Source organism: Paenibacillus rigui (assembly GCF_002234615.1).
GTDB classification, from domain to species: Bacteria; Bacillota; Bacilli; order Paenibacillales; family NBRC-103111; genus Paenibacillus_S; species Paenibacillus_S rigui.
Genome location: NZ_NMQW01000011.1, coordinates 1 through 13,964, shown reverse-complemented (window position 1 = coordinate 13,964; position 13,964 = coordinate 1). Strand labels below are relative to the sequence as shown.

Sequence of the window (13,964 nt, the reverse complement as noted above, 5' to 3'; positions counted from 1 at the left end):
TTCCTATAATAGGTTCCAAATGGCATTTGCTAAATAAGATATCTTACAAACATTGTTTGGTTTTTTTAAAGAAAACGATCCGTTGCTATAAAAAAGGCAGGCGGCGCCGGTACAGATACGGAGCCTTGCCTGCGATTGTTTTACTTCCCTTTATTCGAGCCCTCGTAATCCGCTTTGGCCTTCTCCAGCTGCTTCGCCCATTCGTCCAACATATCCTTGGCACTCATTTTCTTGGCCATGACCTTCTGGATCATCGGCTCCATCGTTTGCTGAATGCTCGTGTAGTTGGGCAAATAGACAGGATTGTCCGTAAACTTCGTATCGGCGGAAGCCATAAGATCGGCGCCGGTCTTCATATAAGGCATTTTCTGAATCCAATCCTCTTTCATCGCGTCAAGATTCGGCGGAATTTCTCCATACAGCTTACCGTAGGCACCATTATGATTCAGCACAAAGTAGGTCATAAATTTCCAGACCGCCTCTTTATTTTTCGACGACTTTAACATGAGCATCGAGCTCGGTGTGACTCCCGGGTGAACATTGTAGCCTTTGACACTCTTAGGGAATGCCGCCGCCGTGAACTTGGACAGGTCGCCGCTAAACGCTTTTTCGTGTGCGCTCGCAGAACCCAAGTTGTGGAAAATCATGCCGACCTTGCCGGATTGGAAAGAGGCTGCCAATTCCGTCCAGCCCTTGTTCAGATCATCCTCAGGCGTATTCACGTTATAGCCGCCCAAATATTTTTCAACAAATTGAGCATGAAGCGGATCGTTGATCGTCGCTTTGCCCTCCTTGGTGAAATAGTTCGTGATGCCGGAATACGAGTACATCAGCATTTCCAGCGTATTGGCACTGCCGGCCCCGCCCCGGATTCCATAGCCATAATGACCCTTGGACTTGTCGGTCAGCTTCTGAGCATCGTCCAGGAACTGGTCCCATGTCCCGGGCATTGGCAAATTCGCTTCCTTCAGCCAATCGGGCCGGATCCACATCACCCAAGGCTGTACGCCGTAGGGCAAGCCATAAAGCTTGCCGCCCTTGGGATCGGCAGATTTCATCGAAGCAATCGATCCGGGCGTGATCTTATCCTTGCCTTCCCACTTGGCAAGGTAATCGTCGAGCGGCTCCAGTACGCCGCGCGCCACCAGATCGGAGGTGAAATTATTAATCATATCCGGAGCTTCGCCTGCGGATAAGGCAACATTCACCTTCTGATTGTAAGCGTTTAAATCTCCGGGCACACCCAAGTAGTTGACGGTAATATCCGGGTTCTTGGCCATGAAATCCTTCACGACGCCTTTCCAGAAAGCCTCCCTCTCCGGTGTAATGGCCGCCGCCCAAAACTCAAGCGTCGTTTTCTTGTCGGAACCTTGTCCCGCAGCTCCGCTGTTTGACTGAGCATTGTCCTTGGACGCAGACCCGTTATCCCCGCAGCCGGTCAGCACGATTCCGGTCAGCATGACCATAGCCATTCCAAGCCCCCACGCTTTTTTCTTCACTTGTATCCTCTCCTCATACCCCTAATGTGTTTTTGGTGAATGCGACGTGTTGCTATTCGTCTTGCATTAAGTGTAGCTTGGAGGTTTTATTTTTTACATAAGATTCCTTTCAATTTTTGTTTGTTTTCTTTGAAATATTGTGAGAAAAAAAACGCCATCTGTATCCGAAGTCCCCCTAGGATGAAGGGACAATCTCGGATTTACAGACGACGCTTACTCACTGTTCCCTATCTTACATGATGCCAAGCTTGCGCTTAGATCCCTCTACCGCTTCATATACCGGTCGTATGCAGCTTGCTGCACCTTAACGACGTCGGCTAAGCCCATCTTGTTGATCTTGGCTGCAAATTCGTCGAACTTGTCAAGCGACTCTGCACCATAAACAAATTTGTCAAACATTTCATCTTTAAACGTGCTGATTTCCGTATACTTGGAGTTGATAACCTCACGCTCCTCCGGCGTGTAAGACAAATATTCCTTAGGAAAACGATCGGTCACGAATTTAGCAACCTCATCCCGCTTTTTGACAACCTCCGGGGATTGGGATGCATTCTCATAGCGGATATCCAGCTTCGAGACAAAGTGAAGTCGGCCAAGCGCCTTAATTACGCTGCCTGGAGCCAATTTTGGATCTTTCACAATTTTATCCGTATATTGAGGCTGACTGTTGACCAGGGTATACGTATCACCCTCGATACCAAAGTTGAAGGCAAGCTGCCCTTCCGGACTATAGAACCAATCCGCCCATTGAATCAGCTGCTCAATATTTTTAGATTTGGCGCTGATCGCGATCCCCGTAGCCCCTACAGGCAGCTGCTGACTTTTGGTGTACTGCTTTCCGTCAGCCCCCTTTAACGGATTCATCATCGATATATTGGCATTCTTGTTGGCTTGTTGAATGGACTTGTTGAAGTAATCCTGACGGGCAAAGACGTCCCAGGTCATGCCGGCCACTTCCGTAGCCAAGCGCTGATCCCATATCTTCTGATCGTTCGTAGCATATTCGCCGTCAATCAGCTTTTCTTTAAACAGCTTATTAAGGTAAGCCAAAGCGTCCTTCATCTTGGCATTCGTGTAAGTAAAACCGACCTTGCCATTCTCGACGATAAAATCCTCCTCCAGCGAGACGCCGAACGGTTCGACAAAACCGCCCAATCCGACCTTCTTGTTGCGGGTCGTGAAAGGGACTTCATCCGCCTTGCCGTTGCCATTCGGATCTTTTTCCTTAAAAGCCTTCAACACGTTATACATCTCGTCAGGCGTCTGCGGCTGCTTCAAGCCCAGCTTATCCAACCAGTCCTGCCGCACAAGAAAAGCGTTGTTGGTTTTCACCGCCAAAAAATGAGGGAGGAAGTAAATTCTCCCGTTATCAGTTTTTAAGGCACGGGCATAGGCGGGATTCTCGTCCAGCAGCTTTTTCAAATTAGGCATTTTGTCCAAATATTTATCGATGGCAAGAAACGTGCCGGCATCGCCGCCTTTAATCAGCATATCGCCAGGCCCCTCCATTAAATCAGGAATATCCCCCGAAGCAATGGTCAGATTGAATTTTTCCTTGTATTGATCTGCATTTTCCGGGCCGGCAATCCAATCAAATTGAACGCCCGTATGCTTAGTGAACTCTTTGACCCATGGCATGTCATTCTTCATCGGGGCGCCCGGATCGTTCTGAACGAGGAAACGAACGGTGATCGGCTTATCCGAAGCAGGGCTCTTTCCGGCATTGGTTTTGTCGCTTGCGCCCTTATCGCTCGGGGTACAGCCTGCCAGCACCCCAACGGTTGCCAAGGTTAAAGACATGGCTGCTGGAACGATCCACTTGCGCTGTTTAAAAAGGTTTGACACGAAAAAAAACCTCCCTTTATTTTCCAATATTTTTCAGTTGCTGCTCAGAGCGCGGAACTTTGTCCTTTGGCATTTCCTTTGGAATCTTAGTTTACCGCAGGGATCCCCCTGCTCACCCTTTTACAGAGCCAACCATTGCCCCCTGTACAAAATACCTCTGCACAAAAGGGTACACGACCAGAATGGGCAGCGTTGCGACCATGATGGTTGCATACTTTACCGCTTCGCCCATCAAAGCCCTCTCCGAGGCATCCGTTGCCCCAAGGACAGAGTCCGTATCGTTCATGATAACGATATCTCGAAGCAGAAGCTGTATCGGATGCATGGTCTTGCTCCCCAAATAAAGCATGGCAGGGAAGAAGCTGTTCCATTGTGCTACGGCATAGAACAGACCGATTGTAGCCAGAGAGGGAAGGGACAGCGGAAGCACAATTTTCAATAAAATTTGCATATGGGTACAACCGTCGATTCTAGCCGCTTCTTCAAGCTCATGGGGAATCGCTTCAAAAAAGGTTTTCATGATGAAAACATAAAATGAAGTCACTGCCCCCGGAATAACAATCGCCCAGATCGTGTCCCTCATGTCCAGAGCGTTGACAACCAGAAAGGAAGGAATAATCCCTCCTGAGAAAAGCATCGGAAGCAGAATCAGTGTAGTCAACGTTTTTCTGCCCCACATGCTTCTGCGGGACAGCGGATAGGCAGCCATGACGGTCAAGGCCATACTGATCAATGTACCGACTACTGTGTAAACGACCGTATTCAAGTAGGAACGGCCGAGCATCGGAAATTCGAACACTAAGCTATATGCCTTCCAATTAAAGCCCTGCGGGAATATACTGACCTTGCCTTGTTGAATATAGATGGGTTCACTTAGTGATGAGGCAAGAATGTAGAGAAACGGATAGAGCGTTAAGATGACAATTGCCGTCATGAATAGAGCGTTGATAAGATTAAAACCGATTCTCCCCAGGGTAACGCGCTGATAGGGCATGGCCCGAACCTCCTTTCCAACTTACCACATACTCGTTTCAGAATATTTTTTGGCCAATCGGTTGGCCCCAACGATCAGAATCAGTCCAATGATGGATTGGAAAAAGCCTACCGCGCTGGCAAAGCTGTAGCTGGACTCGATAATCCCTTTGCGATACACATACGTATTGATGACATCCGCTGTCACATATGTAGTCGGGTTGTAGAGGAGCAGGATGAGCTCGTAGCCGACCTCCAGCATATGGCCGATTTTCAGCAGCAGCATAATAATGATCGTTGAAGAGATGCCTGGAATGGTGATATGAATCGCCTGCTTCCATCGGCTGGCCCCGTCCACCATAGCGGCTTCATACAATTCACTATGGATCCCCGTTAGTGCCGCGAAATACAGGATCGCTGACCAGCCGATGGTTTGCCATGCATCAATGGACGTATATATCCATTTGAAATACTCCGGCTTCAGCAAAAAGTGGATACGCTCGCCGCCCAAGGACTCCATGATATGATTGATCATTCCGACGCTCGGGGACAGGAAGGTAACAGCCATACTGGCCACTATAACAGTGGACACGAAGTGCGGCAAATAACTGATGGTCTGAACCAGGCGTTTAATCCAGCGATGATGAATCTCATTCATCAACAAGGCAAAAAGGATCGGAGCCGGAAAGACGAAAACAAGGTTCATCAAATTCAGAACCAGTGTATTTTTTAATAGCCGAAAAAAATAGACCGACTGAAAAAAAGTGATGAAATGCTTGAACCCTACAAAATGGCTGCTTGTAAGCCCTTTAAAAATGTCGTAATCCAAAAAGGACAGCAGGATCGTCCCGAACATCGGAACGTACTTAAAGATAGCATAATAAATCAAAACGGGGATAAATAACAAATATAGATGGTACTCGTTAGTGATCCGCTTCCAAACGCTCTTGCTCCTCTCCGCTGTTTTTTTGTGATGTGCTGCTGAACCCGCAGCATGGTCCGTACTCATATTGGAATTCCCCCTTTCTTGCCGAATTCACCGGAATCGCCAGGCCGGTATGTTTGGCTGATGGGAATATTATCTGTTTCGCGAAGTTTTCCGTCTATCGTTCATTTCTTGGTCGGATCATCCGCCCGTGATTTAACTATCGTATTTTCTTTAGATCCATCGTTTATTTTTTACTCTCACAAAAAAAACGGCATCCGAATATGCTTACGGAGCCGTTGATATTTATTTCAAAGACCTGAATTGCCCCGGTGTGATGCCTTCATGCTTTTTGAAAACCTTAATAAACGTATTGGCATTAACGAACCCGACTTTTTCTGAAATTCCGTTGATCGTTTCATCTGTTTCTTGTAAATAAAGCTTTGCTTGCTCAATTCTTCGGATATTGACGAAATCAACGAATTTCACACCGGTAATTTCCTTGAATTTGCTGCTTAAATACGAAGGCGACATATTTAATGCTTCGCCCAATTGCGGCAATGAAAGCTCCTGATGATAATGAAGCTCTACATATTCCTTGATCTTGTTGTACAACTGTTCATATTGATTCTCATTCCGCTGCTCTATATAGCGGCATAACGAGCTGAGAACCTTAATGATGTAGCTGCGCTTGTCTTCTAAAGTGTTGCTTCTGTCCAGCTCCGCATACAGATCCGTTCCCGAACCGCCCAGCACTTCCTCCGTCGTTGCCTCGATATCATAAATGGTTCGAATGATCGTCCCCGCAAGCGCTCTGAATAAATTTTGTATAAGCTCCGGAGAGGAATGCTGAACGTCGATGTTCATCTCCAGAATGCGATCCAACGCTTCTTTGACATGATCCAAATCGGAGGTTTTCAGCTTGTTCATCAGCTGCTTCTCCATGTCCATGGAGTAATTCAAGGTTTCCGCCTCTCGTCTACGGACTTCATCGACAAAAATGATTTGCCCTTGCCCCTTGACGACTTTATACTGAAGGGCCATCAAAGCATCGACGTAAGATAACGGTACATCGTTATGGTTCGCGTACATTTTGCCGATTCCGATCGTAAATCTTTTGTTATAGAGCCGGTCAAACGTTCCGTTGATGTATTCGACAAACTCGTACATCTTGTCCAGATCATGAATCCGAGACTCCGAATTGACAATAAATACGGCCATGTTGTTATGTTTGGGCACATAATAAAAGCACATGTCGCCGACGGCATATTGGCTGCAAATATCACCCAATACAGTGAGTACGGTTTCCCCGTTGCTCACCTTCTCGGTCATCGTGAAATCGACGCTCTCCATTACCGCGATTTGAAAGGAAGAGTACGGCAACCGCAGTCGGATACCGGAGATTACCTCTTCAATGGGGCCCGTCGTACGGCCTTCAATTAAATCGTTCAAAAACTTTTGCTGCAATGCGGGAACCTGCTTTTCGAAGGTCGTCTTCAAGCTTTCGTAACGGTCATGCACCGTATTGATCAGTTCATTGATGAGGGTTAATTCATCCTGCTTGGGCGCTGCTGCAGACCGGGTTTCAATTGCTTCTTTCCCCTCGATCCATTTGATGTATTGAATGATCTTATTGATCGGCTCGTAAATGCGTCTCGACAAGACATAGGAAACGATAAGCCCGCAGCCTAAGCACAGTAAAACCGCGATCACGGTCGTGCTTTGAATGCGTTTGGATTTCTCCATAAGGGTAGCGATCGGAATCAGGCTGACATATGTCCAGTCATTTACCTTCGATGTTGTGTAGACGACAAGAAATGGCTCTCCCTTGCTGCTTTGAAAATGAACGGAGCCTTCCGTCCCCGTCTGTTGGTGTATGGACTGAACGAGCTGGTCGAGCGTGCTGTCCTCGTGCTCCTGCCGCACCCAATCATTCTTCAAGACAATATGCTCCTCCGCATCCATCACAAAAACACCGGTGTTCGAGCCAAATTTGCTGTTGTTAATACGGTCCGCAAAATCTTTGGCTTCTACGCTGGCATAAAGAACTCCTTTATAGGGAGGCTCCTCGATAGGGGCGGGTCGGGCAAACAGAAGCATCGTATTCCCGTTCACTTCCAGCGTCCCTAACGATCTGACGCCAAGTGGTCTGGATACGTTTTTGGCCCAATCGAAGTCCGGCCTTTTCATCGGAAAAACGCTTTCATAATAAAAGCTTTTTTCATATTTCGCTTCATTACTAATAATCGTCGGATAATTTTGGATATCCAGCCACAAGCTTCCGATCATCGGATTCGAAAACTTAACGGTGCTCAAATATTTCACCAGCGTTGAAAAAAGGGTCGGATCACTGACCTCCGTGCCAGCGGATAAATAGAGCGCCCTCCGCGTCTCCGGCTGAAGTGCGATTTGCTGTGACAGACTCTCCAGGACGATAATCTCGTTATCGATATTGTCGCGTGCCTGCTCGAGGTACACTCCGCTGCTCTTTTCCGCCTCTTGAATCAAGAGGGAGGAAGAGGTCCAATAAGAGATGCCGCCGACAATAGAGATCGACAGTAAGATAACGATATTTAAAATCAGCAGCCATTTGACAAAAACGCTTCGATGGCGAAAAATAGCTATACTTTTAGGCAGCATCTGAACTCCCCTTTATGTGATGTTACCATTATAGCGTAAGCTTTCGTTTTAGCCCACTGATAAAGAAAGGAGAGTGTCTGGTGCACTCTCCAACCTTCCTCTATTCAGCTGGAACTACATGAACGGTTCGGCCTGGCTCCACCTCGAACGAGATGAGGTCTCCTTCTTTTGTTAACGGCATCGTGTTGCCGTCCGCATCCAGAACAATGAATCGGGACCCGTTTCGAATTCGGCATCTATTGTGGTGTTTAGAGCTGATGGTCGCTTCCTTGAGCATGCCCATCTCCCACTCGATTCCAACCTCCAAGCCGCCTCTGGCCCTTAAGCCTTGCACCCGGCCGCTCAACCAGCAATCAGGCAGCGCCGGCAGCAATTGAAGTCCCCCTCTATGGCTTTGCAGCAGCATCTCCGCGATAGCCGCAGTCCCCCCGAAATTACCATCGATTTGGAAGGGAGGGTGATTGTCAAATAGATTCGGCAGCGTCGAATGGGTAAGCAGCTGCTTCAAATGATGATGTGCTTCCTGCCCGTTCTCGAGCCGTGCCCAGAAGTTAATGATCCAAGCCCGGCTCCATCCCGTATGCCCGCCCCCATTCGCTAGTCTCCGGTGCAGTGTAGTCTGTGCCGCTTCCGCCAGCTCCGGCGTATCGCTGATACTAATCGAGGTTCCCGGATGCAGGGCAAACAAGTGGGAGATATGACGGTGACCCGGCTCCGCTTCGTCATAATCCTCAAGCCATTCCTGGATTTGTCCATGCTTGCCGATCCGTGTCTTTGGCAATAGGGGGAGCAGCTGCTCCAGCTCGGAACGAAAGGCTCCGTCAGCGTCTACCAACCGGGATGCCTCAATACAGCAGGTGAACAGCTCCGTCAAGATCTGGCTATCCATAGCCGGACCGTAGCATAGCGTCCCTGACTCTCCATTCGGCAGCATATATTTATTTTCCGGAGAAACGGAAGGCACGGTTACCAACGTTCCGTCCGGTGCCTCGGTCAGAAAATCGACGAAGAACAACGCGGCTTCCTTCATCGTCTCATAGGCTGACTTCAGAAATTCAATGTCTTGCGTGAAAAGATAGTGCTCCCATAGATGCAAACACAACCAGGCAGCTCCCATCGTCCAATAAGTTGCCGGTGGATATATGTCCTGGGGAGCTGTATCGGCCCAAATATCTGTGTTATGGTGTGCCACAAACCCCCGGCAGCCGTACATCACCTGTGCGGTGCGCCGGCCGTTTACCCGCATTCGCTCCAGAAGCTCGAATAGGGGCTCGTGACATTCAGATAAATTGCAGGTCTCTGCATGCCAATAATTCATTTGGGCATTGATATTAATCGTATATTTGCTGTCCCAGGGAGGCAGCATCTCATCATTCCAAATCCCTTGAAGGTTAGCAGGCAGCGAACCGGGGCGGCTGCTGGCGATAAGCAGGTATCTGCCAAACTGGAAATAAAGGGCCAGCAGGTCCGGATCCTCAAGACCAAGCTTCATGCGCTCGAGCCTCTCGGGGGTGGACAAATCCTGATTTCCAATTTCCCCGGCAGCCGACAACTGGAGATTTACCCGCTGGAACAGCTGCCGGTAGTCCATTAAATGCCGATCCAGCAGCTGCTCATATGACCAGGCTGATGCTGCTTGAATCGTTGTTCGGCAAGCCTCCTCCGGGTCTTCAAATCTAAATGCAGTCGCTGCGGCAATCGTTATGACAACCTCCCGGGCACCTTCTACAATCAGATGTTCTCCAATCGTCTTGATGCTTCCGGTCTCCGAAGATGCCCGTGCCATGACTGCAAAATCCTTCCCGCCCGTGCCGTAGCAGCTGTTCAGCATCATAATCGTATCGTTACCCGCTTTTCCTGCACGATCGATATACTTTCCTTTTTTTCGATCAAACCGGGCATAGAAGGTGATTCCTTCCGGGTGATCTGTTTTCAGTCTGACGATCAACGCGTTATCCGGGTAACTGGCAAACGCTTCACGGGAGTACCGGTAACCGTTCAGCTCATAGGACGTTACGGCAACAGCCCGATCCAGGTCCAATTCTCTTCTGTAGCTGCGCACCTCATGCTGATGCCCGTCAAAGCTGATCAGCAAATCCCCTGCGGGCATATAATGCCGCTGGCTGCAGGGCGTACCGGAAAAGGCCGTTTCCGCCAGCCTGTGGGCTTCCTGCAGCTTTCCCTCAAAAAGAAGCCCCCGGATCTTCGTTAGATTCGGCAGCGCATCCGCGTTGTTTCTTTCCTGTGGCCCGCCATACCACACGGAATCCTCGTTTAATTGAATTCTTTCTTTGGCCGGCTGGCCGAACAGCATCGCTCCCAATCTGCCGTTCCCGATAGGAAGCGCTTCATTCCAATGCTCCGCAGGTTGTTTAAACCATATTTTATGTTCCATCTCTTCACCCTCTTGTCCAAAAAACGTCTTGAAATTCGTTTCTATTATGACGTAAACCATGGGGTAAATCCATCGCTCATTTATTAGAACGATCGATTATTTTTTGGACAAGCCTCTTTAAGCTCTATCAGACTCGACCCTGTAATCAAAATAATCAAAATCCGCATGCAGCATCGTTCCTCTCAAATCCTGGGCGCAGACCCCCACAAAGGCTCCGGTAAAAGAAAGCTTCCCGGTATACTCATCGGCAAGAACACCCATATACAGCTCCTGACCGATCGGCCTCCAATCCGCTCCATCGGCAGAGTAATAAAATTGAAGCTTTTCATACCGGATGGATGCTTTTAAATAACACCGCTCCCAGTCTTGTATATCGACGTATGCCCCCGATTCATCGTATCGCCCCTGATCGTTGATCACCACAGCCAGATGCTTGCCGCGTTCCTCATCATAAGAGATGTGCAGATAAAAGTGATCCGACTCATCGTAATAAAGAATAAGTCCAGCCATTTGGGTAAATGCCTCCGGCTCGAATTCTACACAGGTTTCCACTTCACACTCGAAGCTTTGAATACGCCTGGCAACCAGACTTTGGCGGCTCCAGGAATAAAGGGATTCCCGACCGTACAATCGGAGAAAGCCCGGACGCTCGCGTAGAGTGAGCCAGGATTGTTCTGCCGGAACCCGCAGCGTATTCCAATGGATGCCCAGCTGCTCTTCATCAAAATGATCCCTCTGCGGCTCCGCGGGAAACGGATGGGGCGGCAATGCAGGGGCCTGCACTTGGAGCTGGGGAAGCCGGTCTCCTGACTCCAATCGAAGCCAGCCGTCTTCCGTCCAGCGTACCTTCTGGATGGAGGTTTCCCGGCCAAGCGGGGTTAAATTGCTTCCATCCGGCAAGACACGGCTGCAAATATGGGCCATGTACCATTCCCCGTTTTGCGTCTCAACAAGGCTGCCGTGCCCGGACTTCTGCAGCGGGTGATGCGGGAAGCCTACGGTGGTCAAAACCGGGGACTCCGGATCGGCCTCATACGGACCGCCAATGGAACGCGAGCGCATCAAAGTGGCAGCGTGATTGATTCCCGTTCCGCCTTCCGCTACAAGAAGATAATAAAAATCGCCCTTCTTGTACACCATCGGACCTTCCGTCACCCCTAGCGAGGTCCCTTTGGTCACCAGCTTAACGGGTCCCACCAGCTTGCCTTCTGAAGGACTGTATTCCTGCATGATAATCCCGGCGAAGCGGTTCTTGTTTTTCCGGAAATCCCATTGCATATTGAACAACCATTTGCTTCCATCCGGATCATGGAACAGAAAATGATCGAAGCCGCTGGAATTCAGGTAAACCGGATCGGACCACGGGCCATGAATGGACGACGCCGTCACCACATAATTGTGAAGATCCTTGTACACGCCCTTTCGTCCTACAACATTGGTAAAGCAAAGATAAAAAACTCCGTTGTCAAAGCTTAATGACGGTGCCCACACGCCCCCGGAGCTTGGAACTCCTCTGAGATCGAGCTGGCTTACACGATCGAGAGGCCTCGTCAGCGGTTGCCAGTGTACCAAATCCTTGGAATGATGGATCAGAACTCCAGGAAACCACTCAAATGTAGATGTAGCAATATAATAGTCATCCCCCACCCGGATGATGGATGCATCCGGATTAAATCCTCGCAATATCGGATTTTGAATCAACATGTGTTTGTTTCCTCCCGTTATTTACTTTTGGCAGAATAAAGAAGAAGACGAATGCAAGCCGGCAGTTCGTCTCTATTAATGTAACAGAAGTCAGAAACGGCTTGGATACGGTTTTTTCACTTCTGACTGCAGTTCTTTAAGAATGTTGGAGTGTGATACGACATCCCGATAGTTAGCTTGCAGTACTTTCAATCCGTTTGCAGGATAATACAAAAGGACTAAGCCCTAAAGCTCAGTCCTTTTTTGACACTGTGAAATTTTGCACGCCCCATCCCCCGGGGCCGGATTGCTGCTCATCATGATAAGATTCGGAGAAATTGTGACGATTATTTCTTCACTTTCGCATACCACTCCCTGGCACGCTTCGTGACCTCTTCACCACCCGATTTGTTCCACTTGTCTACGAATTCATCAAATTTGCTGATCGGGTATTGCCCAAGGATAATCTTGGTGGCATATTCCACGTACAGCGTACGGTTGTTTATGTCGGCGAAGCCGTCGTACACGCTGGCCGGCATCCCATCACCAGCAATGACCTTGGCATACTTCTGGGCTTCCTGCATATTTCGATTCACTTGATTTATTGCCCACATTCTGTCTTCCGATGCCGTACTCTTATTTAAATTCATCATGAAATCAAGGGTAGAAATTTTGGAATAGGGATCGAGAATGAGGTTCTCCTGCGTACTCTTGTCATCCGGAAGCTTGACTGGTTTGCCATCCTTCATTGTATGGTGCATGCCTTCCACGCCAAGATACAGAGGGATCCAATTCTTTTTATCGTACATGTTGTTCAGCAGCTTCATAGTGGCCATTAATTTCTTCTGATCTTTATTGTTCTTAACCACCCAGGCCGGAGGCTGAAACCTCTTCCAAGTGTAGAAGCCTTTGTAGCCTGCAACTTCAGGTACGGGGAGTACGGAGAATTCAGCCTTCACACCCGTGTTCTTGAAAAGATTCTCTAAAGGCAAATAACCGGTTTCTACCCAGTGAAAATAGTTCCCTCCCTTATTCGACTCAACCTTGCCGTCCCATTTGGCCTTGTCGTTCAGGAGCGTTTCCTTATCCAACAAACCGTCCTTATACAGCTTGGCGATGAACTCCAAGGCGGCCTTCATATTCGGAGTAACCGCAGAATACGTCAGCTTGCCGTCGTACAGGTCCCAATCCGGATACCCTTCAAACATGGCCACGCCATACATGGCGAACAGATGGTCCATCCAACGGGCCTCTTGACGGCCACCCGTCGGCAGCTCATCCTTCTGTCCATTGCCATTCGGATCCTTATCCCGGAATGCCTCCAGCACCTTTACGTAATCGTCTTGCGTCTTCGGCATCGACATGCCCAATTTGTCGAGCCAATCCTTGCGGATCATCCCGGCGTATCTTCCGTAGTCAACCATACCGGGGATGTAATAGATTTTCCCTTGACCGGTAGGGTCGTTGGCCTTGACAATATCCCACATTTCCTTTGGAATGGCCTCCCACAAATTCGGTGCATATTTAGGCAGCAGCTCTGTCAGGTCGGCGATGGCGCCGTTTTTGGCCAAGCTGTCCTCGATGCCCTGCTGGGGCAAGAACAGGTCCGGCATTTCGTTAGCTGCGATCTTCAGGTTCAGCTGATTCAGGTAGTTGGTGCCTCCGTTCCACTCTACATAAGGATGGATGACGCCGACACCAAGCTTTTCCTTGTACAATTCATACAGCTTGCTGCCCTTGGTAATCGGCTTATAGCCGATATTCGTGCCCCATACTTCAATATCCACAATTTCATCTGTGCCCGCGGTCTCATTCTTGGCAGTACCCCCGGAAGAGTTCGTATTTCCGCTGCACCCGGTAATGGCAGTAATCGCAAGGACACCTGCCGCAGATAGCAACCCCAGCTTTTTGAAATTCATGTGTCTTCCCCCTCTTAATCGTAATCATATGTTTAAGGCTGCTTGCCTGTAAACCGGAAAGGATATTTACCCTTTAACAGAGCCAA

The 13,964-nt window shown here is 48.9% G+C and carries 8 protein-coding genes; all 8 read right to left on the bottom strand.

Going from position 1 to position 13,964, the window contains the following annotated elements; genetic code table 11:
* Window positions 1–140 precede the first annotated feature (140 nt).
* The 8 genes from CF651_RS07350 to CF651_RS07315 all read right to left on the bottom strand — a co-directional run bounded on the left by CF651_RS07350 (window position 141) and on the right by CF651_RS07315 (window position 13,878).
* Window positions 141–1,499 (bottom strand): ABC transporter substrate-binding protein, encoded by a 1,359-nt coding sequence (locus CF651_RS07350; protein ID WP_094014207.1) that lies wholly within the window; start codon window positions 1,497–1,499, stop codon window positions 141–143.
* 264 nt (window positions 1,500–1,763) lie between these two features.
* On the bottom strand, window positions 1,764–3,344 hold the full coding sequence (locus CF651_RS07345) for an extracellular solute-binding protein (protein WP_245855760.1): 1,581 nt from the start codon (window positions 3,342–3,344) through the stop codon (window positions 1,764–1,766).
* A 112-nt stretch (window positions 3,345–3,456) separates the two neighbouring features.
* Complete coding sequence (locus CF651_RS07340) at window positions 3,457–4,338, bottom strand: carbohydrate ABC transporter permease (protein ID WP_094014206.1); 882 nt, start codon at window positions 4,336–4,338, stop codon at window positions 3,457–3,459.
* Window positions 4,339–4,359: 21 nt separating this feature from the next.
* Window positions 4,360–5,325 carry an ABC transporter permease gene (locus CF651_RS07335; RefSeq protein WP_094014205.1) on the bottom strand — a complete coding sequence of 322 codons (966 nt, stop codon included), beginning with the start codon at window positions 5,323–5,325 and terminating at the stop codon, window positions 4,360–4,362.
* 222 nt (window positions 5,326–5,547) lie between these two features.
* Window positions 5,548–7,881, bottom strand: a complete 2,334-nt coding sequence (locus tag CF651_RS07330) for a helix-turn-helix domain-containing protein (protein WP_094014204.1) — start codon at window positions 7,879–7,881, stop codon at window positions 5,548–5,550.
* A 100-nt stretch (window positions 7,882–7,981) separates the two neighbouring features.
* Window positions 7,982–10,276, bottom strand: a complete 2,295-nt coding sequence (locus CF651_RS07325; protein WP_094014203.1) for a glycoside hydrolase family 95 protein — start codon at window positions 10,274–10,276, stop codon at window positions 7,982–7,984.
* A gap of 117 nt (window positions 10,277–10,393) precedes the next feature.
* Window positions 10,394–11,980: a glycoside hydrolase family 43 protein gene (locus CF651_RS07320; protein ID WP_094014202.1), complete on the bottom strand. Its 1,587-nt coding sequence runs from the start codon at window positions 11,978–11,980 to the stop codon at window positions 10,394–10,396.
* Between the two features lie 326 nt (window positions 11,981–12,306).
* A complete protein-coding gene (locus CF651_RS07315; RefSeq protein WP_094014201.1) occupies window positions 12,307–13,878 on the bottom strand; it encodes a type 2 periplasmic-binding domain-containing protein in 1,572 nt (523 codons plus the stop codon).
* Between the last annotated feature and the right edge of the window lie 86 nt (window positions 13,879–13,964).

Bases quoted from the DNA above. Each gene is read 5' to 3' on its own strand.
- CF651_RS07320 (WP_094014202.1), bottom strand. From the start codon at position 11,980: ATGTTGATTCAAAATCCGATATTGCGAGGATTTAATCCGGATGCATCC.
- CF651_RS07330 (WP_094014204.1), bottom strand. From the start codon at position 7,881: ATGCTGCCTAAAAGTATAGCTATTTTTCGCCATCGAAGCGTTTTTGTC.
- CF651_RS07340 (WP_094014206.1), bottom strand. From the start codon at position 4,338: ATGCCCTATCAGCGCGTTACCCTGGGGAGAATCGGTTTTAATCTTATC.
- CF651_RS07315 (WP_094014201.1), bottom strand. From the start codon at position 13,878: ATGAATTTCAAAAAGCTGGGGTTGCTATCTGCGGCAGGTGTCCTTGCG.
- CF651_RS07335 (WP_094014205.1), bottom strand. From the start codon at position 5,325: ATGAGTACGGACCATGCTGCGGGTTCAGCAGCACATCACAAAAAAACA.
- CF651_RS07325 (WP_094014203.1), bottom strand. From the start codon at position 10,276: ATGGAACATAAAATATGGTTTAAACAACCTGCGGAGCATTGGAATGAA.